The sequence below is a fragment of the Streptomyces sp. NPDC090798 genome (assembly GCF_044768965.1).
In the GTDB taxonomy this organism is placed as follows: domain Bacteria; phylum Actinomycetota; class Actinomycetes; order Streptomycetales; family Streptomycetaceae; genus Streptomyces.
The window spans coordinates 114,476-140,091 of sequence record NZ_JBIVXA010000016.1 but is presented as its reverse complement, the minus strand read 5'-3'; the positions used below and the strand labels follow the sequence as shown (position 1 = coordinate 140,091).

22 protein-coding genes and 1 tRNA gene are annotated in these 25,616 nt (G+C 70.2%); 9 read left to right on the top strand and 14 right to left on the bottom strand.

Features of this window, described 5'->3' with window-relative positions; translation table 11 throughout:
- Nucleotides 1-257: 257 nt before the first annotated feature.
- Nucleotides 258-328 (bottom strand) — tRNA-Gly (locus tag ACIQTP_RS30955).
- Nucleotides 329-827: 499 nt separating this feature from the next.
- On the opposite strand from ACIQTP_RS30955, the gene dcd reads away from it, so the two are divergent.
- Both dcd and ACIQTP_RS30945 read left to right on the top strand, forming a co-directional pair.
- Complete coding sequence (gene dcd / locus ACIQTP_RS30950) at nucleotides 828-1,403, top strand: dCTP deaminase (RefSeq protein WP_054231394.1); 576 nt, start codon at nucleotides 828-830, stop codon at nucleotides 1,401-1,403.
- 29 nt (nucleotides 1,404-1,432) lie between these two features.
- Nucleotides 1,433-1,942 carry a phosphoribosyltransferase gene (locus ACIQTP_RS30945; protein ID WP_403406127.1) on the top strand — a complete coding sequence of 170 codons (510 nt, stop codon included), beginning with the start codon at nucleotides 1,433-1,435 and terminating at the stop codon, nucleotides 1,940-1,942.
- A 126-nt stretch (nucleotides 1,943-2,068) separates the two neighbouring features.
- On the opposite strand, the gene ACIQTP_RS30940 is transcribed toward ACIQTP_RS30945, so the two are convergent.
- The 4 genes from ACIQTP_RS30940 to ACIQTP_RS30925 form a co-directional block, all read right to left on the bottom strand.
- A complete protein-coding gene (locus ACIQTP_RS30940) occupies nucleotides 2,069-3,352 on the bottom strand; it encodes a calcium-binding protein (RefSeq protein WP_403405899.1) in 1,284 nt (427 codons plus the stop codon).
- 335 nt (nucleotides 3,353-3,687) lie between these two features.
- On the bottom strand, nucleotides 3,688-4,728 hold the full coding sequence (locus tag ACIQTP_RS30935; RefSeq protein ID WP_403405896.1) for a Yip1 family protein: 1,041 nt from the start codon (nucleotides 4,726-4,728) through the stop codon (nucleotides 3,688-3,690).
- Nucleotides 4,729-4,837: 109 nt separating this feature from the next.
- On the bottom strand, nucleotides 4,838-6,343 hold the full coding sequence (locus ACIQTP_RS30930) for an FG-GAP and VCBS repeat-containing protein (protein ID WP_403405894.1): 1,506 nt from the start codon (nucleotides 6,341-6,343) through the stop codon (nucleotides 4,838-4,840).
- A gap of 210 nt (nucleotides 6,344-6,553) precedes the next feature.
- Nucleotides 6,554-7,858, bottom strand: coding sequence for an FG-GAP repeat domain-containing protein (locus tag ACIQTP_RS30925; RefSeq protein WP_403405891.1), 1,305 nt, complete (start codon nucleotides 7,856-7,858; stop codon nucleotides 6,554-6,556).
- 323 nt (nucleotides 7,859-8,181) lie between these two features.
- Here ACIQTP_RS30925 and ACIQTP_RS30920 point away from each other — a divergent pair, with 323 nt between their 5' ends.
- Nucleotides 8,182-9,813 (top strand): subtype B tannase, encoded by a 1,632-nt coding sequence (locus ACIQTP_RS30920; protein ID WP_403406124.1) that lies wholly within the window; start codon nucleotides 8,182-8,184, stop codon nucleotides 9,811-9,813.
- A 566-nt stretch (nucleotides 9,814-10,379) separates the two neighbouring features.
- On the opposite strand, the gene ACIQTP_RS30915 is transcribed toward ACIQTP_RS30920, so the two are convergent.
- The gene (locus tag ACIQTP_RS30915) at nucleotides 10,380-12,647 is read right to left on the bottom strand and encodes a (Fe-S)-binding protein (RefSeq protein ID WP_402039177.1); all 2,268 of its coding nucleotides are present in this window, start codon (nucleotides 12,645-12,647) and stop codon (nucleotides 10,380-10,382) included.
- 279 nt (nucleotides 12,648-12,926) lie between these two features.
- Here ACIQTP_RS30915 and ACIQTP_RS30910 point away from each other — a divergent pair, with 279 nt between their 5' ends.
- From ACIQTP_RS30910 to ACIQTP_RS30890, 5 genes are all read left to right on the top strand, one after another.
- Nucleotides 12,927-13,994, top strand: coding sequence for an MraY family glycosyltransferase (locus tag ACIQTP_RS30910; protein WP_403405888.1), 1,068 nt, complete (start codon nucleotides 12,927-12,929; stop codon nucleotides 13,992-13,994).
- Between the two features lie 95 nt (nucleotides 13,995-14,089).
- On the top strand, nucleotides 14,090-15,940 hold the full coding sequence (gene dnaK, locus ACIQTP_RS30905) for a molecular chaperone DnaK (protein ID WP_067374231.1): 1,851 nt from the start codon (nucleotides 14,090-14,092) through the stop codon (nucleotides 15,938-15,940).
- Complete coding sequence (grpE, locus tag ACIQTP_RS30900) at nucleotides 15,937-16,605, top strand: nucleotide exchange factor GrpE (protein WP_403405884.1); 669 nt, start codon at nucleotides 15,937-15,939, stop codon at nucleotides 16,603-16,605. Before dnaK ends, grpE begins: the two co-directional genes overlap by 4 nt.
- A 33-nt stretch (nucleotides 16,606-16,638) precedes the next feature.
- Nucleotides 16,639-17,823, top strand: a complete 1,185-nt coding sequence (dnaJ, locus tag ACIQTP_RS30895) for a molecular chaperone DnaJ (RefSeq protein ID WP_403405881.1) — start codon at nucleotides 16,639-16,641, stop codon at nucleotides 17,821-17,823.
- Between the two features lie 4 nt (nucleotides 17,824-17,827).
- Entirely contained in the window at nucleotides 17,828-18,280 is a 453-nt protein-coding gene (locus ACIQTP_RS30890) for a heat shock protein transcriptional repressor HspR (RefSeq protein WP_030617286.1), read from the top strand.
- 175 nt (nucleotides 18,281-18,455) lie between these two features.
- On the opposite strand, the gene ACIQTP_RS30885 is transcribed toward ACIQTP_RS30890, so the two are convergent.
- Entirely contained in the window at nucleotides 18,456-18,689 is a 234-nt protein-coding gene (locus ACIQTP_RS30885) for a hypothetical protein (RefSeq protein WP_403405877.1), read from the bottom strand.
- Between the two features lie 332 nt (nucleotides 18,690-19,021).
- Here ACIQTP_RS30885 and ACIQTP_RS30880 point away from each other — a divergent pair, with 332 nt between their 5' ends.
- Nucleotides 19,022-20,092, top strand: a complete 1,071-nt coding sequence (locus ACIQTP_RS30880; protein WP_403406121.1) for a sugar ABC transporter substrate-binding protein — start codon at nucleotides 19,022-19,024, stop codon at nucleotides 20,090-20,092.
- An 84-nt stretch (nucleotides 20,093-20,176) separates the two neighbouring features.
- On the opposite strand, the gene ACIQTP_RS30875 is transcribed toward ACIQTP_RS30880, so the two are convergent.
- The 7 genes from ACIQTP_RS30875 to ACIQTP_RS30845 are packed head-to-tail and all read right to left on the bottom strand — an operon-like array spanning nucleotide 20,177 to nucleotide 25,610.
- On the bottom strand, nucleotides 20,177-20,431 hold the full coding sequence (locus ACIQTP_RS30875) for a hypothetical protein (RefSeq protein ID WP_402039184.1): 255 nt from the start codon (nucleotides 20,429-20,431) through the stop codon (nucleotides 20,177-20,179).
- Nucleotides 20,418-20,654 carry a hypothetical protein gene (locus tag ACIQTP_RS30870; protein WP_402039185.1) on the bottom strand — a complete coding sequence of 79 codons (237 nt, stop codon included), beginning with the start codon at nucleotides 20,652-20,654 and terminating at the stop codon, nucleotides 20,418-20,420. The genes ACIQTP_RS30875 and ACIQTP_RS30870 overlap by 14 nt, the downstream gene beginning before the upstream one ends.
- Nucleotides 20,655-20,705: 51 nt before the next feature.
- Nucleotides 20,706-21,545, bottom strand: coding sequence for a peptidoglycan-binding protein (locus ACIQTP_RS30865; protein WP_403405873.1), 840 nt, complete (start codon nucleotides 21,543-21,545; stop codon nucleotides 20,706-20,708).
- 7 nt (nucleotides 21,546-21,552) lie between these two features.
- Nucleotides 21,553-22,194, bottom strand: coding sequence for a hypothetical protein (locus tag ACIQTP_RS30860; protein WP_403405870.1), 642 nt, complete (start codon nucleotides 22,192-22,194; stop codon nucleotides 21,553-21,555).
- 47 nt (nucleotides 22,195-22,241) lie between these two features.
- Nucleotides 22,242-22,406 (bottom strand): hypothetical protein, encoded by a 165-nt coding sequence (locus ACIQTP_RS30855; RefSeq protein WP_403405867.1) that lies wholly within the window; start codon nucleotides 22,404-22,406, stop codon nucleotides 22,242-22,244.
- Nucleotides 22,403-24,784 (bottom strand): hypothetical protein, encoded by a 2,382-nt coding sequence (locus ACIQTP_RS30850; protein ID WP_403405864.1) that lies wholly within the window; start codon nucleotides 24,782-24,784, stop codon nucleotides 22,403-22,405. Before ACIQTP_RS30850 ends, ACIQTP_RS30855 begins: the two co-directional genes overlap by 4 nt.
- A complete protein-coding gene (locus ACIQTP_RS30845) occupies nucleotides 24,771-25,610 on the bottom strand; it encodes a hypothetical protein (protein ID WP_403405861.1) in 840 nt (279 codons plus the stop codon). Before ACIQTP_RS30845 ends, ACIQTP_RS30850 begins: the two co-directional genes overlap by 14 nt.
- Nucleotides 25,611-25,616: the final 6 nt, after the last annotated feature.

Here is a 25,616-nt window from a genome sequence, read left to right as displayed (position 1 = left end):
TTCCACCGTGCTTGCGTCAGGCGAGGGTGGCGGACCCTGCTCGTCGAAGTCCTGCCTGCTGGGCAGGAGTTGCGCAATCGGTAGTGCTGCCGCGTCCGTGAACGCCATCTGCCCTCAGAGGGGACGGGCAAGCTGAGGGCTCACAGGCGTGGCTGATGGGGCTGACATGGCGAAACCGCAAGTTGGTGGGAAAGGTCTCCGGCGAAAAGTCCCCGCCAATGGATAAGCCCCAGGCCGATGACCTGGGGCTTCAAAAGAGCGGGTGACGAGAATCGAACTCGCACTCTCAGCTTGGGAAGCTGATGTTCTACCACTAAACTACACCCGCGTAAGACGCCGGTTACCCGGTGTCGAATGCTCGCTCACTCTACCTCATGCGCGGTCCCCGGCGCTGACGCCGTGGGGCCGGTGCGCGTTTCGGGGGGTGGACACGGGTGCGGGGGACCGGAGTTGGGGCGTACGGTGGAGGGGTGGAAGAGGGCCCGGGCGGGGCCGGAGTGCCGCCTGGAGGGCCATCCCTTTGATCCCGTAATGTGGCTTTCGTCGTCAGTCAGACGCGGCTCTTGGGGAAGGGACTCTGAGGACTTGATGGAGCGCACCGTCGTCCGTTGTGCCGAGGGGCACGTGTTCAGCACCGCTTCGTTCCCGATGCAGCAGGCCGAGCGACTCGGCCCCGGCCGATTGGTCCGGTGTCCGCGGTGTGCGCGGCTCCGGAGCGTTGTTCCGGTCATGCTCGAGAAGCGGTAGGACCAGCAGCAGGACCAGCGGGAGGACCTGGGGCGCGGGGACTGTGCGAAATGCTGACAGTCCCCGCGTATCCTCGGGGCGTGCTTCTCTCAGACAAGGACATCCGGGCCGAGATCGACGCCGGTCGGGTGCGCATCGACCCGTACGACGAATCCATGGTGCAGCCCTCGAGCATCGACGTGCGGCTCGACCGCTACTTCCGGGTGTTCGAGAATCACCGTTACCCACACATCGACCCCTCCGTCGAGCAGGCCGATCTGACCCGGCTCGTCGAGCCCGAGGGGGACGAGCCGTTCATCCTGCACCCCGGGGAGTTCGTGCTCGCCAGCACGTACGAGGTGATCTCGCTTCCCGTGGATCTCGCCTCACGGCTGGAGGGCAAGAGTTCGCTCGGGCGGCTGGGGCTCGTCACGCACTCCACCGCCGGGTTCATCGACCCCGGCTTCTCCGGGCACGTGACCCTGGAGCTGTCCAATCTCGCGACGCTTCCGATCAAGCTCTGGCCGGGCATGAAGATCGGGCAGCTGTGCATGTTCCGGCTGAGCTCGCCGGCCGAGTTCCCGTACGGCAGCGACCGGTACGGCTCCCGCTACCAGGGCCAGCGCGGGCCGACCGCCTCCCGGTCCTTCCTCAACTTCCATCGGACCCAGGTGTGAGCGGGAGCGGGGAGGGCGAGGGCGTGAGCGTGTCCGACGTGCGGGAGAACCTCACCTACGAGCGGTTCGGGGTCGCGGTCCGTGAACTCGCCCAGACCATCGCCGACGACGGGTACCAGCCCGACATAGTGCTCAGCATCGCCCGCGGGGGTGTCTTCGTCGCGGGTGGACTGGCGTACGCCCTCGACTGCAAGAACATTCACCTGGTCAACGTGGAGTTCTACACCGGTGTGGGTACGACGCTCGAAATGCCCGTCATGCTCGCTCCCGTCCCGAACGTCATCGACTTCTCCGACAAGAAGATCCTGATCACCGACGACGTCGCCGACACCGGCAAGACGCTCAAGCTCGTGCACGACTTCTGCGTCGACACCGTCGCCGAGGTCCGCAGTGCCGTGATCTATGAGAAGTCGCACTCGCTGGTGAAGTGCGAGTACGTGTGGAAGCGGACCGACGACTGGATCAACTTCCCCTGGAGTGTTCTGCCCCCAGTGCACAAGTCGGGAGAGGCACCCAAGGCGAACAAGGAAGCGCTCTGACCTGCGGTTCCGTAACCGTGGGTTCGAATCCCACGCCCATCGCCAGGCCGAATGGCCCCTGACCAGGTGAATCGGTCGGGGGCCGTTCGGCTGTCCGATGTCCGTGGGTCCGCGCTGTCGGGCGGGTCAGAAGCAGCCGGGTCCGGTGGAGGGGTTGAAACAGGCGTTGGTACCGGAGCCGCCGTCATTGGTGTTGGTACCGGGGCCGCCGAAGAGGGCGTCGTTGCCGGGACCGCCGAAGAGGGCGTCGTCACCGTTGCCGCCGCTCAGGCTGTCGGTGCCGTTGCCACCCTCGATGCGGTCGTTGCCGTCACCGCCGGACAGCGAGTCGTTGCCGTCGCCACCGCAGATGAGGTCGTTGCCACCGCGGCCGTCGACCACGTCGTTGCCGGCGAGAGCGAAGATCACATCGTCGCCGGGAGTGCCGACCAGGAAGTCGTTGCCGTTGGTGCCGGTGATGGTCGGCGTGGCGGTCGCGCAGGTGGGGGGGACCGGCTCGTAGGTGATCGTCACCTTGGCCGGCCCCGTGGAAGGTCCGAAGGTGCCACCCGTGGGGACGAGGTTCGACGCACCACCGCCACCACCGGGACCGCCACTGGGAGAGGCGCCACTCGTGATGATGTTGCAGCCTCCGCCGCCGCCTCCACCGAACCAGCCGCCCCCGCCTCCGCCGGCCCCGAAGCCGCCTCCGCCGTTGCCGCCCGCACCGCCTGTGCCCGGAGTGCCGGATGTACCGATGGAGGGGCATGCGGCTCCGCCCGCGCCGCCGGCTGTCTGGGTTCCGCCGCCGCCGCCCTGGCCACTGTTCGTTCTCGCGCCGCCGGCTCCGCCGGTGTTTCCGGCGTTTCCGCCGGTGGCCTCCGGGACCTGGCCTCCGGGGACGCCGGTTCCGCCGCCGCCTCCTCCGCCCGCGACGATGAGGCGGGGGTCGGTGCCGGGGACGCCGGTCAGGGTGCAGCCGGGGACGGCCGAGCTGCAGGTGCGGACATCGCTGGAACCGCCGCCGGCACCGCCCGGGAAACCCACCACTCCGCCGCCGGCGCCCCCGCCCGTGCCGACGTTGACATAGAGGGTGGTGGTGCTCGGCGGCACGGTGACGTTGCCGGTGACGGTGGCGCCGCTCCCGCCTGCGCCGCCGTTGGACCCGTTCTGGCCCGCGGCGCCGGTGGCGGTGACGGTCAGTTGGGTGACGCCGGCCGGGACGGTGAAGGGCTGGTTGGCGCCCGCGTTGAAGGTGACGGTCACGGGCACCGCCGCAGCGGCGGGCGTGGCCGTGGGCACCACCAGGGCCGCCGGCAGCGCCACCGTGGCGAGCAGGACGGCAGCACGCCGGGCCGGGTGCCGCAGCCGCTCACCCGCGGCTCCGGCGCCACGTCGTTGGAAAACGGCATGGTGCAGGGTCGGTCTCACGATGGGGGACTCCTCGACAAAGAGCGCGGCACTCAGGACGTGCCACGGACGTCGGTTGATGCTCAGGCCCCTGCTGGGACCGCCCGACGATCAAGCCACACTCGCCCTGCGCGGCCCTACAGACACACCGTCATACCGCACCGCGATCCACCGACCAGCCGCTGCCCGTCCCCGAACGGCGACTCGGGGTAGGCCGAACGGAGCCCCACGGAGCCCCACGGAGCCCCACGGAGAAGAAGGCCCCGGCAAGGGATGGAAAAGGCCCCCGGCAGTGGTGCGGTGCCGGGGGCCCTCTCCTGCGTACTCGACCGTACGCGGCGTACCGCGCGTCCTCGCTAGAACGTGCCCAGCTTGATGATCGACAGGATCGCGATCAGCTGGATCGCCGACGCGGCCAGAGCCTTCGGCCACGGGAGGTCGTGGGACTTGCTGACCATGAGGGTCAGCAGGGCGCCCGCCGCGACCCAGGTCGCCCAGCCGAGGAGCTGCACGAAGGACGCGTTGCCGCCGAAGAACATGGCGACGATCAGGCGCGGGGCGTCCGTGATGGACATGATCAGCATGGAGAGGCCGACCGTGGGCTGCCAGGCCCCGTCGCCGCCGAGCTGGCGGGCCAGGGTGTGGGTGACCACGCCCAGGATGAACGTGCTGATGACGATCGCCACGGCCGTCGTCAGGACGATCGGGACGGCGTTGGAGAGGGTGGCGTTTATGGCGTCCTGGCGGGCTCCGTCGAAGCCGAAGACGGCCAGCAGGCCGTAGAGGAACGTCACGATCAGGGCCGGGGCCCACATCGTGTAGTCGCGCATCTGCAGGAAGGTCTGGTTGGGGGCCGTGACGATGCCCCTCAGCAGGTCCTTCCAGTGCAGACGGGGGCCGACCGGCGGGGCCGCCGCCTGGCCGGCGCGGTAGGTCCCGCCCTGGGTGTAGGGGTCCTCGCCGACCGAGAAGGCCTGGGTGTGACCGGGGCTGTTCGCGGCGTACGGGTCAGGGCCCTGCTGCGGGTGACCGTCGCCGAAGTACTCCGGCTCGCCGTGGCCGCCGGCGCCGCCGCCGTTCGCCTGGGGCCAGCCCGGCTGCCCGCCCTGCTGTCCGCCGCCGTACTGCTGGCCGCCGCCCTGCTGTCCGCCGTACTGCTGACCCCCGTACGGCTGCTGCTGCGAGGGCGCGGGCGGGTAGCCGTACGGCTGCCGGCCTCCCTGCGGAGCCTGCTGTCCGTACGACGGTCGGTGTTGTTGCGGTCGCGCTTGCGGGGCCCGGTCGTCCCGGCCGCGTCCGATCCTGAATCCAGCCACGTAATCGAACGTACCTGGTCCCGCACAGTGGCGTGCCGGGTGCGGGCCGTTGGAGGGGGGTTTGGGTCCGAGCTGTGACATCCCCTAAGGGCAGGGTACGGGTGTCCCTTACGGGGGCACAGCCCTCGGGTTCCGTGCGAGGGGGGAAGCCGGGCCCGCGGGTACGGGCCCGGCCGGAGGACCGCTGGAATCAGTCCGCGAAGTTGGAGCCGAACGACGGTGTGCCCGTCGTCGAGACGCCCGCGTCGCCCGGCCAGATGGCGCGCGAGCCGGTCGTGGTGATCTTGGAGCCGTTGGAGGGCAGGTAGGTGACCGTGCCGTCGCCGGCGTTCTCGTCGGAGCCCACCAGGAGGTCGGCCCTGCCGTCGCCGCTCACGTCGTCGAGCTTCACGTCCAGGCCGAAGAGGTCGCCCTTCTCGTCGTTGCCGGGGACGCCCGGCGTGCTCTGGGCGAAGGCCTGCGCGCCGGAGGAGGTGTTGACCCCGTGCGCGGAGCCGTACAGGACGGTGACCATGCCGGCGTCCGCGTGGCCGTCGAGGTCCTCGTAGGCGGTGCTGACGACGAGGTCCTGGTAGCCGTCGCCGTTGATGTCGCCGAGGTCCAGCTCGTAGCCGAAGCTGTCGTTCTTCTCCGAGGTGCCGGGCACGCTTCCGGTGTTCTGGCTGATCCCGGCGGTCGAGGCGGGGCCGGACGCGGAGCCGTAGGTGATGTTCACCTTCCCGCCGTACGCGGAGTCCGGCGGGGTCGTGCCGTCGCTGAGCTTGGTGTTGTCCCAGGGCGCGCCGCTGACGATGTCGCCGAAGCCGTCGCCGTTGATGTCCCCGATGGCCGTGATGATGCCGGTCTTGAGGGTCTTCGCGGCGGAGACGCTCAGGCCGTTCGCCGTGCCGGGCACGTAGTAGTTCGTGTTCCAGCCGTAGTCGGTCTTGGTCTCGAAGCCGTCGACCACCAGGTCGGTGCGGCCGTCGCCGTTGATGTCACCGGCGGTGAGGTTCATCGGGCCGCGGGCGTTGCCGCCGGACTGGATCGGGGGCTTGATCGTGGTCCGGGCGAGGCCGGCCGCGCCGCTGGAGGTGATGCCGCCCTTGTAGACGTAGATCGTGCTCGACGTGTTTCCGACGGCCAGGTCCGCCTTGCCGTCGCCGTCGAAGTCGCCCGCGGCCAGGTTCTTGCCCCACAGGTCGTGCGAGGAGCCGGCCGGGTCGGCGATGGCCACGCCCTTGCCGGTGAGGCCGCTCGGGGAGCCCCAGAGGACCGCGAGGCCACCGGCGTCGGCGTCGTTGCCGAACTTCTCGTGCGGAGAGGACACGGCGAGGTCGTCGTAACCGTCGCCGTTGAAGTCGGCGTACGCCGTCTCCGCGCCGAAGGCGTCCCCGGCCTCGGCGGTGCCGGGGACACCGGCGGTGTTCTGGCTGAGCGTGGAGCGCTTGGCGGCGGACACGCCGGTGTGGGTGCCGTAGAGGACGACGAGCTGGCCGGCGGCCTTCTGGCCGCTGACATAGGCGCCCTGGGCCGAGAAGGCCACGTCGCCGATTCCGTCGCCGTTGAAGTCGGCCTGCGGGACCTTCGTGGAGTCCGCGGCCGTCGCGGTCGCGGCCGAGAAGGTGAGCAGACCGCCCGTCAGCGCGGCCGCGGTGGCCGTCGCGAGGGCGAGTCTGAGGGCGTGTGTGCGGTGCTGCGGGTACTGCTTGTGCATGCGGGGGTCTCCTGCGGCATGCGGGGATGCCTGGCGGGCATTCCCAGTCAATGGGGTGCGGACCGCCCGCGTTCACCGGGAGTTGTCCCGGGGTTCGGAGACTGGTCGGCGAACAGAAGACCTTGAAAGGGGGGCAAGGGTTGTACGTGAGTTTGATCAATTCCCGTAACGCCTGTGGTGAGTGCCGCGGTTGGTGAGGTGACTCGTGGTTCAGGAGTCCGTTCCCAGGAACTCGGACGTGGAGAACGTGACCGTCGGCTCCGCCGTCACCAGCGCCTCCTTGCTGCCCGCGTACACCGCGACCGTGTCCTTCGTCTCCCCGTCGTACGTCCGCACGACCAGGTCCGCCCGCCCGTCCCCCGTGAAGTCGGCGACGGTCAGGACCCGGGTGGTGCCCCGGGCCGGTGGCGGCACGGTCACCATCCCCGTCGCGGACAGCCCGGTCGTACGACCTCGCAGGATCCGCAACTCCGCTCCGCTGGAGACGAGTTCGCTCACGCCGTCCCCGTCGAAGTCCCCGGCGTCCAGCACCGACCCGGGGGTGCTGATGCTGTCGCGTACGGCGGTGGGCAGGTCGTAGCGCAGATACGTTCCGTCCATCGAGCCGACCGCCGCGTCGAGGGCGCGGCCCCTGCCGAAGCGGCCGAGGGCGACGTCGATGCCGCTCGGCAGGGCGGTGCCGGTGCGGGTGGGGCCGGCCGGGCCGCCGAGGACGAGCGCGGACGTGCCGGGGCCTTCCGCCGTACGGACGAGAAGGTCGTCGTAGCCGTCGCGGTTCACGTCGAGGGCGGGGCCGGTGGGCACGGTGCCGGGTGAGGGGAGGGGCTTGCCCGCCGCGCGCGGGGCGCCCTTCCTGGTGAACGGGCCGCGCAGATAGCTGAGTCGGCTGTCCGAGGCGTGCACGACCAGGTCCTCGGCGCCGTCGCCGTCGAAGTCGCCGCACACGGGCTGGTCGGGCCAGTCGTCGCCGGCGCGGGCCGCCGCCGGGATGACCAGCTCGACCGCCCTGCCGGTGAGGCCTGACGGGGAGCCGAAGAGGATCTGGAGGGGGACGGGGGGCCGGCCCTGGCCGTCGTACGGCGGGTCCGTCGACACGACGAGATCGGTGAAGCCGTCCCTGTCCAGGTCGCAGCTCGCCTCCGCGTCGAAGACGGCGGGCAACTGGCCCTTCGTACGGGCCGCCTGGCGTGCGGGGTTCAGCAACTGCCGTGCGCCGGGTGCGAGTCCGTGTGCGGTTCCGGTTCCGTAGACGATCCCGATGCCCGCGTCGTCGCCGTGGGCGTCGTCCGGGCCCTTGACGAGGTCGTTGAGGACCAGGTCGCGATGGCCGTCGCCGTTGAAGTCGTCGGCGGCCCTGCTGCCCTTGCCGCGGGGGACGGGGAGTTGGGCGGGGGCCTTGGCGATGGTCACGGGTTCGTGTCGCGCGGAACCGGTGTTCCCGGCGCCGGCGCATCCCCCGAGCAGCAGTACACAGCTGATCGCTCCGGCCCGTATACCGGCTCTTCGCTTGCCCACCGTTCACCTCATCCGCCCCATGGCAACAACCTCGTCATGATGCTCCGGATTCGGTGGGAGCGGTATGGGAGCGGTGCCAGGGCGGTGCCGGAGCGGTATCGCCATCTCGGAAAGGGCTGTGTGTCAGCGATGAGTTTTACAGAATTGTTGACAATATTGAGCGGCTCAATTTACGTTCGCAAGGACCGGACGAATGGGGCGGCGCCCGGCGCGAAGAAGGGCCCGGACGCCCCTGACCAGCCGTTTCGGCCGCCGTATGGCCGCCGTGAACAGGGAGAAGGCTTTCCGTGAAGCACAGGGCAGTGAAGCGCAGGACCGTCGTCATGGGTATCGGAGCGACCGCCGGAGTCGCCGTAGCCGGTGGCTTCGCCTTGAGCGCGAACGCGTCGAGCACGGGCTCGAAGTCCTCGGGTGCGTCGGATTCCCTGGTCTTCGACAAGGACGCCTACAACGAGCTGACGACGACCATCACGGACGCCGACGGCACCGACCACACGGTGGTGTACCACTTCTGGAAGGCCATCACCTACGTCGCCAGTCCGGTGGACGCGAAGTACCAGAGCCTGAACGTCAGTGTCCCCGTCAAGATCGACGGCAGCGCCGTGGACGCGACGAACGCTCCGATCGTCCTCGCCAACTCGGTGGGCGGCTACATGCCGTCGTCCGTGGCGGACGCCACCGGCGTGGGCGGCGCCGAGATGACCGGCGGCATGCCCACGGGCGGCGCGGGTGGCAGCACGTCCCCCAGCGCGTCCCCCAGCCCCTCGGCCTCCAGCAGCGGCGGCACGGGCGAGGTGCAGTCCGGCGGCAACGCGATGGTGAACGCCCAGGGCGGGATGGTCAACCTCGGGAAGCTGGGCCTGGCGGCGGGTTACGTCGTCGTGGAGCCGGGCGCGCGCGGCCGGACCCTCACCGACTCCGCCGGCACGTACTACGGCACCGCCCCGGCCGCCATCGTCGACCTGAAGGCCGCGGTCCGCTACGTCCGCGCCAACAAGGGCGTCATCCCGGGCGACACCGACCGGATCGTCTCCACCGGTACGAGTGCGGGTGGCGCCCTGTCCTCGCTGCTCGGCGCGTCCGGCGACAGCCCGATCTACGACAGGTATCTCGAGGAGCTCGGCGCCGCCGACGCGTCCGACGCGATCTTCGCCGTCGGCGCCTGGTGCCCCATCACCGACCTCGAGCACGCCGACGGCGCGTACGAGTTCAACTGGGGCACCAACGTCACGGCGAGCACCGGCAAGGTCGTCGACCAGACGGTGTCGAAGGCGCTGCGGGCCCAGTTCGCGGAGTACCAGGCCTCTCTCAGGCTGCGGGGGCTGAACGGCTTCGGCCCGCTCACGGCCCGCAACTACGACGACTACATGGTGGAGACCTACCTCCAGCCGTCCGCCACGAAGTACCTGACGGCGCTGTCGGAGGCCGATCGTGCGACGTACCTGGCCGCGAACACGTTCATCACGTGGTCCGGCGACAAGGCGACCTTCACCTGGGCCGGCTTCCTCACCCACGTCGGCGCGCGGAAGAAGACGACACCGGCCTTCGACGCGTTCGACCTGTCCGCGGGCGAGAACAACGAGTTCGGTGTCGGCACCACCGAGGCGCGGCACTTCACGGCGTACGGCGCGAAGAACGACACCACCGGCCTCAGCACCAAGCGGGTCGCGAGCGACATCCCCGAGAAGCTCGACCTGATGAACCCCATGCACCACATCGGGGAGGAGAACCCCGGCCGGTCGAGGCACTGGTGGATACGCCTCGGCACCAAGGACTCCGACACCTCGCTGACGGTCTCCGCCAATCTCGCTGCGGCGCTGGACAACCTGGGCGACGACGTCGATCACCTCTACTACTGGGACGAGGGCCACGGCGCGAACGTCGACCCGGGTGACTTCCTCACGTGGATCGGGAAGGTGACTGGCGACGCGAAGCGGCGTCGCTCCGCGAAGTAGCACCGTCCCGCCACGACGCCGAGTCCGCACGTCATCGGGCTCGGCGTCGCGCCGTCCGAAGGAATCCTCGCCCCCGCCGCCCCCACCCATCCCCAGGGGCTCCGCCCCTTCCACCCCACCGGGGCTGCGGGGCTGCACCCCTGCGGGGCTACGCCCCTGCACCCCTGCGGGGCTGCGCCCCTGCACCCCTGCGGGGCTGCGCCCCTGCACCCCTGCGGGGCTGCGCCCCCGCACCCCTGCGGGGCTACGCCCCCGCACCCCACAGGGGGCTGCCGCCCCGTGGCCCCCGCTTCGGCCTCAACGGCGTCGCCCTCCATCGCCGGACGGGCTGTATGAGGCCGGCCGGGACGCAGACCGCGCCGCCGAACGCCGGATGCCCGAAGGCTTTTAGGGGCGCGGGGAACTGCGCGCCCAGCCCCCACCCGGCCGCAGTCGTAGAAGTCCCGGTGGGCGGGGGTCCGGGGCGCAGCCCCGGGGATGGGTTGGGTAGGGGCGGCGGGGGCGAGGAAACGCGGACGCCGGTGGGCGAGAATCTCGGCCCACCGGCGTCCGGACGATCGCGCCGGTTACTTCACCGGCTCAGGCTCCGGCTCGCTCTCCGCCTCCGCCGCCCCCGCCGGATCAACCGGCGTCCTGACGGAGTCGAGGAGAAGCTGGGCCACGTCCACGACCTGGACGGACTCCTTGGCCTGGCCGTCGTTCTTCTTGCCGTTGACCGAGTCGGTCAGCATCACGAGGCAGAACGGGCAGGCCGTGGACACGATGTCCGGGTTCAACGAAAGAGCTTCATCGACGCGCTCGTTGTTGATGCGCTTGCCGATCCGCTCCTCCATCCACATCCGCGCACCACCGGCACCGCAGCAGAAGCCGCGTTCCTTGTGGCGGTGCATCTCCTGCTGACGCAGGCCCGGGACGGCCGACATGATCTCGCGCGGCGGCGTGTAGATCTTGTTGTGACGGCCCAGGTAGCAGGGGTCGTGGTAGGTGATGAGACCGTCCACCGGGGTGACCGGCAGCAGCTTGCCCTCGTCGATGAGATGCTGGAGCAGCTGGGTGTGGTGGATGACCTCGTAGTCGCCGCCGAGCTGCGGGTACTCGTTGCCGATCGTGTTGAGGCAGTGCGGGCAGGTCGCGACGATCTTCTTCGCCGACTTCGGCTTCTTCGTCGACTCGTCCTCGTCATCCTCACCGAAGGCCATGTTCAGCGCGGCGACGTTCTCCATGCCGAGCTCCTGGAACAGGGGCTCGTTGCCGAGACGGCGCGCGGAGTCACCGGTGCACTTCTCGTCGCCGCCCATGATGGCGAACTTGACGCCCGCCATGTGGAGGAGCTCCGCGAAGGCCTTCGTGGTCTTCTTGGCGCGGTCCTCGAGGGCGCCGGCGCAGCCGACCCAGTACAGGTACTCGACCTCGGACAGGTCCTCGATGTCGCGTCCGACGACCGGGATCTCGAAGTCGACTTCCTTCGTCCACTCGAGGCGCTGCTTCTTGGCCAGACCCCAGGGGTTGCCCTTCTTCTCCAGGTTCTTGAGCATCGTGCCCGCCTCGGACGGGAACGCGCTCTCGATCATCACCTGGTAGCGGCGCATGTCGACGATGTGGTCGATGTGCTCGATGTCGACCGGGCACTGCTCGACGCACGCGCCGCACGTGGTGCAGGACCACAGCACGTCGGGGTCGATGACGCCGTTCTCCTCGAACGTGCCGATGAGGGGGCGCTCGGCCTCGGCGAGCGCGGCTGCGGGCACACCGGCGAGCTGTTCCTCACTCGCCTTCTCCTCGCCCTCCATGTTCTTGCCGCCGCCCGCGAGCAGGTAGGGCGCCTTGGCGTGCGCGTGGTCGCGCAGCGACATGATGAGGAGCTTGGGGGAGAGCGGCTTGCCCGTGTTCCAGGCGGGGCACTGCGACTGGCAGCGGCCGCACTCGGTGCACGTGGAGAAGTCCAGCAGGCCCTTCCAGGAGAACTGCTCGACCTGGCTGACACCGAAGACGTCGTCCTCGCCGGGGTCGGTGAAGTCGATCGGCTTGCCGCCGGAGGTCATGGGCAGCAGGCCGCCGAGCGCCGTCTCACCCTTCGCGTTCCGCTTGAACCAGATGTTCGGGAAGGCGAGGAAGCGGTGCCAGGCGACACCCATGTTGGTGTTGAGGCCGACCGTGATCGCCCAGGTCATGGTGACGCCGAGCTTGATCATGGCGGTCAGGTAGACCAGGTTCTGCAGGGTGCCGAGGCTCAGGCCCTTGAAGGCTGCGACCAGGGGGTACGAGGCCCAGTACGCGGCCTCGTAGTGGTGCACGCCGTGGATCGCGCCCTCCAGGCCGCGCAGGGTCATGATCGCGAGGCCGATGACGAGGATCACGGCCTCGACGAAGTACGCCTGGCCCGTCTTGGAGCCCGCGAAGCGCGACTTGCGGCCCGGCTTCGACGGCCGGTTCAGCTGCCGGATCGCGATCAGTACGAGGATGCCGAGCGTCGTGAACAGCGCGATGAACTCGGTGTACAGCTCGTAGGGCAGCCAGCCGCCCAGGATCGGCAGCGTCCAGTCGGCCTTGAACAGCTGACCGTACGCCGTGACGATCGTCAGGCCGAGAGTCAGGAAGCCGACGGCGACGAACCAGTGCGCGACGCCGATGATCCCCCACCGGTTCATCCGGGTGTGGCCGACGAACTCCTTGGCCAGCGTGATGCTGCGGGCCTTCCAGTCGTCGGTTCGGGAACCGGCCGGGACCGGCTGGCCCAGCTTGATGAACCGGTAGATCTGTGCGACGGCTCGTGCGATGAGCGCAACGCCGACCACGGTCAGCGTCAGCGACACAATGATCGCGGCGAGTTGCATTGGGGGCTCCTCGGGCCTGCGAGGGGGAGCTGAAGGCCGACCTTCAGCTGATTACTAAGCGGTAACTTATGCAGTCCGTCTGAGACTACCCATATCTTCCGCCGCACTGTAGCCAGCGGTGCGGTGATCTGCGTCGCTGAGGTCCACCTGAGTCGCCGAAGTCACCGACCGGCAGTCGCGGAAGTCACCTACCCGCCGTCGCGGGGGTCAGCGACCGACACGTAAACCCGATCGTGTTATCTGCGGCGTATTTCCGACATTTAACACTAAATTGGCGGCGTGCTGTACGGAACCGTCGCCGCCACCTCCGCCCTGCTCCTCGCCGCCGCGCTCGCCGCCCTGCTGCGGCTCCTCGCCCTGCGCCTCGGCGTGGTCGAACGGCGGCGGGCGCGTGCGGTGCCGCTGCTCGGCGGCGTGGCGGTGGTGGCGGTCACGGCGTTCGTCGCCGGGGTCGGGGACTGGACGGACGTGGCGCCGCTGGGGCCGGCGGCCGGGCGGCTGCTGGTCGCCGGGATCGGGGTCGGTGTCCTTGGGCTCGTCGCCGACCTGTGGCCCCCGCCGGCTCTTCTGCGGCTTCCGCTCCAGGCGGCCGTCGTGACCGGCGCCGCCGCGCTGACCGTGCCGTACGACGAACTCGGCCCGGTGGTCGGGACGGTGGCCGTCGGCTGGATCGCCCTCGCCACCCATGCCTTCACCTCGCTCGATCACGGCGACGGCGTGATGGGGACCGTCGCGGTGGTGACCGCCTTCGCGCTGAGCGGGTGTGCGGCCGCCGAGGTCATGGACGGGGTCGCGGCGCTGCTGAGCGTGCTGGCCGCCGCGCTGACCGGGTTCCTGATGCACAACTGGCCCCCGGCCCGGATCGTGCCGGGGCGCTGCGGCGCGCTGTTCGCCGGGTTCGTGCTGACCTCGGCGGCGGTACTGGTGCACGCCGGGCGGGCGGCCGGGTCGAGCGTGGGCGCCGGGTTCGCGCTGACGGCCGTGGCGACCGCCGACGCCGTACTGGTGCTGGTGTCGCGGCGGCGGGCCGGGCGTCCGCTGCTGCGCGGCGCCCCCGATCATCTGGTCCACCGGCTGCGGCTCCTCGGTGTCACGCCCCAGGGCGCCACGGTCGTCGTGGGGGTCACCGGCTTCGCGGGTGCACTCGTCGGGATGCTGATCGACATGGGATGGGTGAGCGCGACGGCGGCGTTGTGGGTGGCGGGCGGCGCCTTTGTCGGCGTACTCGCGCTGCTTCGGATCCCCACCTACGGGGGACGGCATGTCCCCGCGCGCGGGAGTCGGTTGACCGAGAAACCGCAGGTCGAACCGGGTCTACAAGCACACCTGCGTGTAAGCAAGAGATAAGACTTGAGCCCCCATGACTCATGTCTGTTGACCCAGCGGTGAGTGTCGTGCACACTTGAGTCCGTTCCACTCAAGTCATTGCTGGAGGAATTGAAATGGCACGTGCGGTCGGCATCGACCTGGGCACGACTAACTCCGTCGTCAGCGTTCTGGAGGGCGGCGAGCCCACCGTCATCACCAACGCCGAGGGCGCCAGGACCACGCCGTCCGTCGTCGCCTTCGCCAAGAACGGTGAGGTGCTCGTCGGCGAGGTCGCCAAGCGCCAGGCGGTCACGAACGTGGACCGGACCATCCGCTCCGTGAAGCGCCACATGGGCACGGACTGGAAGATCGAGCTCGACGGGAAGAACTTCAACCCGCAGCAGATGAGCGCCTTCATCCTGCAGAAGCTGAAGCGTGACGCCGAGGCCTACCTGGGCGAGAAGGTCACGGACGCGGTCATCACCGTCCCGGCGTACTTCAACGACTCCGAGCGCCAGGCGACGAAGGAGGCCGGCGAGATCGCGGGCCTGAACGTCCTGCGCATCGTGAACGAGCCCACGGCCGCCGCTCTCGCGTACGGCCTGGACAAGGACGACCAGACGATCCTCGTCTTCGACCTCGGTGGCGGCACCTTCGACGTGTCCCTCCTGGAGATCGGTGACGGCGTCGTCGAGGTGAAGGCCACCAACGGCGACAACCACCTCGGTGGTGACGACTGGGACCAGCGCGTCGTCGACTACCTGGTGCAGCAGTTCCGCTCCGGTCACGGCGTGGACCTCGCCAAGGACAAGATGGCGCTCCAGCGTCTGCGGGAAGCCGCCGAGAAGGCGAAGATCGAGCTGTCCTCGTCCACCGAGACCTCGATCAACCTGCCCTACATCACGGCCTCCGCCGAGGGCCCGCTGCACCTGGACGAGAAGCTCACGCGCGCCCAGTTCCAGCAGCTCACCGCCGACCTTCTGGAGCGCTGCAAGACGCCGTTCCACAACGTCATCAAGGACGCGGGCATCAACCTCTCCGAGATCGACCACGTCGTTCTCGTCGGTGGCTCCACCCGTATGCCCGCCGTCGCCGAGCTCGTCAAGGAGCTGACCGGCGGCCAGGACGCCAACAAGGGCGTCAACCCGGACGAGGTCGTCGCCATCGGCGCCGCCCTGCAGGCCGGTGTCCTCAAGGGTGAGGTCAAGGACGTCCTGCTCCTCGACGTCACCCCGCTGTCCCTCGGCATCGAGACCAAGGGCGGCATCATGACGAAGCTCATCGAGCGGAACACGACGATCCCGACCAAGCGGTCCGAGATCTTCACCACCGCCGAGGACAACCAGCCGTCCGTCCAGATCCAGGTCTACCAGGGCGAGCGCGAGATCGCGGCGTACAACAAGAAGCTCGGGATGTTCGAGCTGACCGGTCTGCCGCCGGCCCCGCGCGGTGTCCCGCAGATCGAGGTCGCCTTCGACATCGACGCCAACGGCATCATGCACGTGACCGCGAAGGACCTGGGCACGGGCAAGGAGCAGAAGATGACCGTCACCGGCGGCTCCTCGCTGCCGAAGGACGAGGTCGACCGGATGCGCCAGGAGGCCGAGCAGTACGCGGACGAGGACCACAAGCGCCGCGAGGCCGCCGAGACCCGCAACCAGGGCGAGCAGCTCGTCTACCAGACCGAGAAGTTCCTCAAGGACAACGAGGACAAGGTCCCGGGTGACGTCAAGACCGAGGTCGAGGCCTCCATCGCCGAGCTGAAGGAGAAGCTCAAGGGCGAGGACACCGCCGAGATCCGCACCGCCACGGAGAAGGTCGCCGCGGTCTCGCAGAAGCTCGGCCAGGCCATGTACGCCGACGCCCAGGCCGCGCAGGCCGCCGGTGGCGCCGAGGGTGCCCCCGGCGCCGAGCAGGCCAAGGCCGATGACGACGTCGTCGACGCCGAGATCGTCGACGAGGACCGCAAGGACGGTGCCGCGTGACGGAGGAGACCCCGGGCTTCGACGAGAAGCCTGACGTCCCCTCCGGCGCCACCCCTGACGACGCCGAGCCGCAGGCCGCCACCCCCTCCACGGAGGAGGCGGCGGCCCCGGCCGGGGACGCATCAGCAGCACAGCTGGCCGGTCTGACCGCACAGCTGGACCAGGTCCGTACGGCGCTCGGCGAGCGCACGATGGACCTCCAGCGGCTCCAGGCCGAGTACCAGAACTACCGCCGCCGGGTCGAGCGCGACCGGATCGCGGTCAAGGAGATCGCCATCGCGAACCTCCTGACCGAACTCCTGCCCGTGCTCGACAACATCGCCCGCGCGCGGGACCACGGCGAACTGGTGGGCGGCTTCAAGTCGGTGGCCGAGTCGCTGGAGACCGTCGCGGCGAAGATGGGCCTCCAGCAGTTCGGCAAGGAGGGCGAGCCCTTCGACCCGATGATCCACGAGGCCCTGATGCACTCGTACGCGCCGGACGTCACGGAGACGACGTGCGTGGCGATTCTGCAGCCGGGGTATCGCATCGGCGAGCGCACCATCCGCCCCGCGCGGGTGGCGGTCGCCGAACCCCAGCCGGGGGCGCAGACCGGCAAGGCGGACTCCCCGGATTCCGCCGAGGCGGCCGACGACAAGGAGAGCGGTGGCCCGGACGAGGGCTGACGTTGAACGCATGAGAGAGGAGGGGCGTCGAGGATGAGCACCAAGGACTTCATCGAGAAGGACTTCTACAAGGTCCTCGGCGTCCCCAAGGACGCCACCGAGGCAGAGATCAAGAAGGCGTACCGGAAGCTCGCCCGCGAGTTCCACCCGGACGCCAACAAGGGCAACGCCAAGGCCGAGGAGCGCTTCAAGGAGATCTCCGAGGCGAACGACGTGCTCGGAGACCCCAAGAAGCGCAAGGAGTACGACGAGGCACGCGCCCTCTTCGGCAACGGCGGCTTCCGTCCGGGTCCGGGCGCGGGCGGCGGCAACTTCAACTTCGACCTGGGCGACCTCTTCGGAGGCGGCGCCCAGGGCGGAGCGGGCGGTGCCGGCGGCTTCGGCGGCGGCATCGGAGACGTCTTCGGGGGCCTGTTCAACCGCGGCGGCGCGGGCACGGGTACGCGGACCCAGCCCCGGCGCGGCCAGGACATCGACACCGAGGTGACGCTCAGCTTCACCGAGGCGGTGGACGGCGCGACGGTCCCGCTGCGGATGACGTCCCAGGCGCCCTGCAAGGCCTGTTCGGGCACCGGCGACGCGAACGGCACACCGCGCGTGTGCCCGACGTGTGTCGGCACCGGCCAGGTCGCGCGCGGCTCCGGCGGCGGCTTCTCGCTCACGGACCCCTGCCCCGACTGCAAGGGCCGCGGTCTCATCGCGGAGAACCCCTGCGAGATCTGCCACGGCAGCGGTCGCGCCAAGTCCTCACGCACGATGCAGGTCCGCATCCCGGCGGGAGTCAGCGACAGCCAGCGCATCCGCCTCCGCGGCAAGGGCGCACCCGGCGAACGGGGCGGCCCGGCAGGCGACTTGTACGTCACGGTCCACGTGGACGCCCACCCGGTCTTCGGCCGCAAGGGCGACAACCTCACCGTCACCGTGCCCGTCACCTTCGCGGAGGCGGCACTCGGCGGCGAGGTGCGTGTACCGACGCTCGGCGGCCCCCCGGTCACCCTGAAACTGCCCCCGGGCACGCCCAACGGCCGTACGATGCGGGCCCGCGGCAAGGGTGCCGTCCGCAAGGACGGTACGCGCGGCGACCTCCTCGTCACCGTCGAGGTCGCGGTCCCCACGGACGTGTCGGGCAAGGCTCGTGACGCCCTGGAGGCGTACCGCGAGGCAACCGTGGGCGAGGACCCACGGGCGGAGCTGTTCCAGGCCGCGAAGGGAGCATGAGCAGATGGACGGCCGTCGTCGGAACCCCTATGAACTGACCGAGGAGACCCCGGTCTACGTCATCTCGGTGGCGGCCCAACTCTCCGGCCTGCACCCGCAGACCCTGCGCCAGTACGACCGCCTCGGCCTGGTCTCCCCGGACCGCACGGCCGGGCGCGGCCGGCGCTACTCGGCCCGCGACATCGAACTGCTCCGCACGGTGCAGGCGCTCTCCCAGGACGAGGGCATCAACCTGGCCGGCATCAAACGCATCATCGAGCTGGAGAACCAGGTCGCCGCCCTCCAGTCCCGCGTCGCGGAACTGGAGTCGGCCCTGGACGGCGCCGCTGCCGCGATGCAGCAGCGCGAGGCGGCGGTGCACGCCTCGTACCGCCGCGACCTGGTCCCGTACCAGGAGGTCCAGCAGACGAGCGCGCTGGTGGTCTGGCGCCCGAAGCGGCAGCAGTCCTCGGACTGACGTCCGACGCCCATCTGTCGCGGGGGCCCGGAGGCTGAGCCTCCGGGCCCCCGCGCGTCACTTGGCGGGCGCGGTGACCGTCCAGTCGCCGGCGGGCAGCGTCTCGGTGCCGTCGGCCTTCACACCGGTCACCCGAAGGGGATTGGTTGTACGGATCTTTGCCGCCTTTTGAAGGTCAGGCGGCCTTGAAGGTCAGAGGGGCGGACGGGCCGACGCGCCCGTACACGTCCCTCGTCACGGTCCAGCGGACGCCGAAGTTGTCCTTCGGGAGGCCGGAGGCGGGGGCCTTCGTGCCCCAGTTCTCGCCGACCGCGGCGTCGCGGTCCGTTTTCTTCGGTGTGCCGGAGAAGGCGGTGTTCGCGTAGAACTGCCGCTTGTACGCCGGTCCACCCCCTCCAACTGGTCTCATGCTTCCCCTGATCCGTGCCCTGGTGTGCGCGGTCGCCTTCGGGACTCCCGGGCGCGGGGGCGGGTTGCATGCCGCCGGGGAGCGAGTGACGCAAGTCAATCAGAGGGGTTCTGTGGAAGTGACAGCGCACCCCCTTCCCATCGTGTTCACTTGGGGAACACAGAATGCTGTTGCCATCTCGTTAAGTGGTTACTCCTTGACGCTGAGGTGATCGCCGCGTTGGCTTTCAGCCACCTGGGTCGCAAAGCAGCTACCTCGCCCGGAAGGCACCTGATGTGAACACTCGTAACACCCGGCTTCGTCGTACCGCCATAGCCCTGGCCTGCTCCGCGATGACCGTCTCCCTCGCCGCCTGCGGCGTCGTGGACGGAATCGGGGGCAGCAACACCAAGGCGAGCCCGACCAAGGGTGACGACATCACGGTTGGTCTGCTCCTCCCGGAGAAGGCCAACACCCGTTACGAGAAGTTCGACTACCCGATCATCGAGCAGCAGGTCGCCAAGCTCACCAACAACAAGGGCAAGGTCGACTACGCCAACGCGGGCCAGAGCGCGTCCAAGCAGAGCCAGCAGTTCCAGCAGATGGTGGACGACAAGGTCGACGTGATCCTCGTCGACGCGGTGGACTCCAAGGCCATCGCGAGCGAGGTGCAGAAGGCCAAGGACGCGGGCATCCCCGTCATCGCCTACGACCGTCTGGCGCAGGGCCCGATCGACGCGTACATCTCCTTCGACAACGAGCTGGTCGGCCAGGTGCAGGGCAAGGCCCTCCTGGAGGCGCTGGGTACCAGCGCCGCCTCGAAGAAGATCGTCATGATGAACGGCTCGCCCACCGACCCGAACGCGGCGCAGTTCAAGGCGGGCGCCCTGGGTGAGCTCAACGGCAAGGTCGTCATCTCCAAGTCGTACGACACCAAGGACTGGGACCCGGCCGTCGGCAAGGTCAACATGGAGAAGGCCATCACGGCCATCGGCCTCAACAACATCGCCGGTGTCTACTCCGCCAACGACGGTCTCGCGGGCGCCGTCATCGACGCCCTGAAGACCATGGGCGTCAACAAGGTGCCGCCGGTCACCGGCCAGGACGCCGAGCTGGACGCGGTGCAGCGGATCGTCCGGGGCGAGCAGTACATGAGCGTCTACAAGTCCTACCCCGACGAGGCCTCCGCGGCCGCCGAGATGGCGGTGGCGAAGGTCCAGGGGCGCGGCATCGAGTTCGACGCGCTCACCCGCGACAAGGTCGACAGCCCCACGAACAAGAAGATCCCCTCCCAGCTGATGCCCGTGGTCGCCCTGACCAAGGCGAACATCAAGGAGACGGTGATCCAGGACGGCATCTACACCGTCAAGCAGATCTGCACGGTCGCGAACAAGGCGGACTGCGCGGCGATCGGCCTCAAGTAGCCGTTCTCCCGCACTGACGACCTTCCCTGCCGAACGCGCGGGAGCCCTGGGCAAAGGGCTCCCGCGCGTTCGGCGCATCGGGGTTCAGCGTCCCATCGACTGCCAGACCGTCAGCGCCAGCGCCGTGCACGAGGTGGCGGCCGCGAGGGAGGGCAGGGGCCAGCGGGTGCGTTCCAGGGCGTCGAGGCGGGACTCGTGCTCGTCGAGGGTCTTGTCGGTCTGGTCCGCGCGTTGCAGCAGGAGGGCGAGGTCGCCGCGGGTGGTGGCGAACCCGACGTCGACCGAACGGCGCAGCCGCTCCAGTTCCAGGGCGACGCTCTCGGCCTCAGTCGTCGGCATCGGCGGATTCTCCGCGGGAGGGCCCGCGCAGCCACCCCGGCAGCAGCCGGTCCACCGCGGGCATCGACATCACCCGGCTGAGCAGCGCGGCGCCGCCCACCACGGCCGCGAGCGCGGGTACGTCCCGGATCAGCGGGTCGTCTGCGACCAGCGGCAGGACGGTGATCAGGGCGAACAGGGTCTGGAGTGTCGTACGCAGGGTTCTGCGGCCGGCGTCGCTCATCTCCGGGCTCCTTTCGGGTGCTCCAGTGCTTCTCAGATACGTCCGGTCCGCTTACGCACGCGGGACGCGCAGCTTGTCCCAGCTGGTGCGGCCCGGGGTGCCGTCGGCGTCCTTGCCGACGTAGCCGAGCCCGCGCTGCCAGGCCGCGTACGACAGGACGTCGGCTCGCGTCCACACGGGGCCGGGGCCGGTCGAGTAGCGCCCGCACCCCTCCGCGACCAGCCGCTCGCCGACGGCTGTGATCAGGGGACTGCGGCGGCCGGGCGCGAAGAACGCGGCGCCGGGGAAGGGTTCGTAGGAGACCAGTCGGGAGCCGAGCCGGACCGCCACCCGTTGCCGCATCCCGGACATCGAGAACGACGGGTCGATCTTGCGGCGGGTCCACTCCTTGTGCGCGATCACGCTGGACGCGGACCAGCCGTGGGCGCGGCAGACCGCGGCGGCCAGCCGTTCCACGGCGGCGAGTTGGGCGGCCGGGTAGGGGTCCCGCCCGTTGCCCAGGTTCTCGATCTCGAAGCCGTAGAAGCGGGCGTTGCCGTCCACGGCGTCCGGTCCGGGGGCGGGCAGCGCGGCCCGTTCGGCCCGTACGGCGTCCAGGACCGCGGTCGAGCCCGAACCGGCGTGGTTGGTGCGGCCGTAGCCGACCAGGTGGACGGTGCCGTCCTTGGTGATCAGGCCGATGCAGAGCGGGCCCGGCAGGTCCGCGGTGCCCTCGCGGCACAGGCGGAGGCTGTCGGTGCCCGCCGTGTGGTGGAGCATGACGCCGTGGACCGGGCCCCAGGCGCCTCGGCTGTTGCGGTTGTGGGTGCGCCAGTTGCCGCCCTCGGAAAGGGCGACGCCCTCGTCGCGCAGGGCGCGGGCGAGGGCGTCGGCGGTCAGTGGTGTGGCCATGTGTGCCTCACATCACGGGAGTTACGGTGATGAATCGGTTGGCGAAGGTCGCGGTGCTGGTGGTCGCGGCCGACTTGTAGGCGGCGGTCGCGGTGTGAACGCCGTTCACGGTGAGCCCGGTGACCTGGAACTGGGTCGTGGCGGAGCACTGGTTGGTGCCGACGACGAGTGCCGCGCGGGTGTCGGCGGCGGCGAGCGCGACCGTCGTGTTCAGGCGGATGTTCGCCGACATGTGGCAGGCCGTGGCCGCGCTGCTGCTGATGCGCGCGCCCACCGAGACGAGCACGGCGCCGGAGGCCGGAGCGGTGAAGGTGACGGCGGTCGGGTCGCCGGTGGAGCCGGTGAGGGTCTCCACGTACGCCGTCGACGTCGTCGTACCGGCCGTGGTGTTGGCCTTGTGGACCGGGCCGGGCGCCAGCTGCGTCCAGGCGCTGCCGGTGTAGTACCAGTACTGCTTGGGCGTGCCGAGCCAGCAGAGCATGCCCGCCACCGGGGCGGTCACCTTGGCGTCGCGGGTCGCGGCGTCCGCGAAGCGCAGCACGGTGCGGCCGTCGACGGCCTCCGCGAGCGACTGGATGTGCACGGGGATGTTCGCGGCGTCGGCCGGCTGCGGGTAGGGCAGGCTGCCGAGCGGGGTGAGCAGGGCCATGACGGCTTCCTCCTGGATCCTGGAGTGCGTACGGGACGAGGGGGCGGTCAGTCGCCCAGGGACGGCGGGAGTGAGCCGGCCGGTGTGCCGCCGTCGCCGTCGCGTGCCGCGGCGCTGTCGACCGGGACCGGATGCGCCACGTTCGCGTCGTCGTCGGCGGTCTGCGGCAGTGGTTCCTCCACCCGTGCTTCTTCCGGGGGCAGTTCGCTCATGCCGCACCTCCCGGAGCCCTGAGCAGTTCGCGGTAGGTGATCCTGCTGGTGGTCAGAGCGTCGAGTGTGGCGTTCTGCGCGTCGATCAGGGCGTACGTCCGCTGGTTGCCGTACTCCGGATCGACCGGCGGGTCCGGGGTGAGCCCGGAGTCGGTCGGAACGCCGTTGTAGGAGGTACCGCGCAGGGTCAGCGTCTGCTGTGGGGCGGCCCCTGCCTGGCAGGTGGTGCGGATGCCCACGACCCAGGCGAGGGTGTCGAGCGCGGCCCCGCTGGTGTCCACCACCCGCACCACGTCCCCGAGTTGGATGCGTGGATCGTGCAGCACCTCCACCTCGCCGAGCACCGGGACCGGATAGCGGCCGGCGTCGAGCATGGCGTGCGAGAGGTCCGAGGCGACCTGCTGCTGTTGCACCCAGTCGGTCGCGGGCGCCTGGTAGACCTGCCTGCCGTAGGCGGCCTGGCTGGTGGTGTTGTACCAGGCGAACGACCGCTGGCGGGGATCGCCGGTCCGCTTCTGCGGGACGATCTGCACGGAGGGCTTGCCGTCCTTGGTGACCGTCCAGACGCTCGCCGTGCCGTGGTTGGCGAACCGCACGAGGTAGTTCGGGCCGTCGCGCCGCGAGCTGACCGTCACCGCGCCCTTCACCGAGGTGCCGCCGGCCGCCGCGCTGCCGAAACGGACCCGGTGGCCGCCGACGGGTGCCACGTCGTCCTCGATCTGGAGCGGGCCGACGTCGAGTTCCTCCTCGGCGATGGCGTACGCGACCTCTACCCAGCCGCCCGGCCTGACCTCCCGTACGACGGTGTCGGTGACAGTGTCGCTGTAGGTGTGGCTGATGCCGGTCCAGTCCTGGTAAGGCTGTTCGCAGTGGTTGCGGCAGGCGTCGATCTCCTCGGAGACGGTGAGGGCGGCGATGTCGCGCCGGGTGGTCACCGTCAGATCGGGCTTGGCGGGCACCGTCCGGAACCGGCCGGGCCCGCGCCAGCGGAAGACGCCCTGCTCGTCGAACTCGGCGGTGGACATGGTGGCGCGGGCGATCTCGGTGAGGGCGTCCCACTGGGAGCCGGAGATCTTCGGCACGTCGTAGAGCGGCACCGTCGCGTCGTCGAGCACCGCGCCCCTGGCCCAGCGGCCCTTCTGCTCCCACTCCTCGGCGGTGTACGAGTCGAGGTCCGGCCAGGAGCGGTCGGTGACCTGGAGGCATTCGACGGCCACGTCGGTCTTCAGGCTGATCTGGTACAGCTCGGAAGGGGGCTGCACCGAGGCGGCGTCGGAGAAGGTGTAGGGGGCCATCGGCGGGGTGACGTACTCCCCGTCGGGTGCGGTGAGCCGCGGGTACACGGTCGCCGGGGTGTTTCCGCCGACGGCACCGGCCCGGGTGTCCACGGTGAACCCGAGGTGCCACACGCCCTTGAGCGAGGCGAGCTTGGGGATGGTCCAGCCGGCGACCACACCGCCGCCGCCGACCGTGCCCGAGGTGATCTTCACGACGCCGGTGGCGAAGTAGACGTTCAGGGCGTAGTTCCCGTACGCGCCCGCGCTGCGGTCGAAGATCAGCTTGAGTTCCAGTTCGTTGCCCACCGCGAGGGCGGTGTTCACGTGCAGCTCCGCCTGGAACACCTTCCCCGCGACGACGAAGCGGGAGCGCGGCATCCAGGACGCCGTGAGCCCGGCCGCCTTCGGCATCAGCGCCATCTCGTACGGCGCGCCGTCCCGCACCCAGGAGTACGCGGACGGGGCAGGGAAGGTCTCGGGCTGGCCGTATGTGGCGTTGAAGCCGCCGTGCAGTGAGGCGTAGAGCGCGGTGAACGGCCGGGTGGTGTCGTCGGCCGCGCCGGGGGCGCGGGGCGGCGGGCAGCTGTGGATGCCGCCCTGGCGCAGGATCTCGTCCACGCACCAGGTGGCGGTCGCCACAGGCTGCCCGTAGCGCAGCCCGTGGTAGGGCCGTGGCAGCTGCGCGGGTCCGCGCAGCCGTTCCGCGCCGTCGAGCGCCTGGACGGTGACGGTGTCGCTGCCGGACGCGGCCGTGCGGGAGCGGACGGCGCCGCGGAAGGCGGGGACGGTACGGTCGTTCGCGCCCGCCGCGTGGACCACGGACTGCCCGGGCCGTACGACGTCGCCGCTGCCGCGGGCCGACCAGGCCGAGTACAGCCGGGGCGCGGGCGCACCGCTGCCGCCGAGCGACAGCTCCAGCTGGGCCGAGGCACTTCCGGAGAAGGCGCGCAGCGCCTCGGGCAGATCGGTGCTGTAGGCCCGCTCCACCTTCCAGGACTGCACCTGGTCGCCCATCTCCCGGCCGCCGAGCCGGGTGGAGTGGGCCGGGATCCGCTCGGTGGCGGCGAGCGCGGCGGCGAGTGTGTCGTCAGAGTTCTGCACCGCGCACCTCCACCAGGTCGACGCTGACGTTGCGGTACGGCAGCCGGGCGGACGGGACGTCGCTGTACGCGGTCACGGACATCGCCGGGCAGCCGTCGCCGAGCGCGTGGGCGGCCGGGGCCTCGCCGATGGTCAGGCAGGCTCCGGCCAGCCCGGCGGGGCCGGCCGCGCCGGGTCCGCCGACCGGGGTGACGAAGGCGGCCCCGGCCGGGGCGACGCCGGAGACGGCCGGTCCGTTCGCGGACGAGGTGCTGAGATATGACCCGTCGGCGGCCTTCCAGTCGAGCTGGGCGGTGGCCAGTGCCGGGTTCCAGTCGGCCGGGACCAGCCAGGACACCTGCATGCCGGGCATCACCGGCCAGCCGGTCCACACGCCGTGCCGCCAGCCGATCCGGGTGTTCTCCTGGAAGTCGGCGACGACGGTGTCCCCGGTCAGGGGGCTGACGACCATGGTGCCGGTGATGGCGAACCAGTGGTCGGTGCCGTTGCTGTCGCTCTGCGCGGCGGCCTGGTAGGGGTCGAGCAGGTTCACCGAGGCCGGGTCGAGCACCGCGAGCGGACCGTACGACGGCTGCGCGCTGCCCAGCAGACCGGGCCCGTTGATCCGGCGGGCGAGCCGGGAGAGGTGCTGGGCGTCGTCGGGCGCGAGGGAGTCCCAGGAGAACTTGAGCCGGCGGACGGTACGGGCCGGGGCCACGGTGGTGATTCGCCCCTCAAGGGACTTGAACTCCGTGACGTTGAGTTCCGCCGACCGGTCCCAGCTCTTGGCCGCCTGGTCGATCTCCCGGAGAAGTCCGGGCTTGCCGATCCAGAGATTCCTTGCCATGTCCCT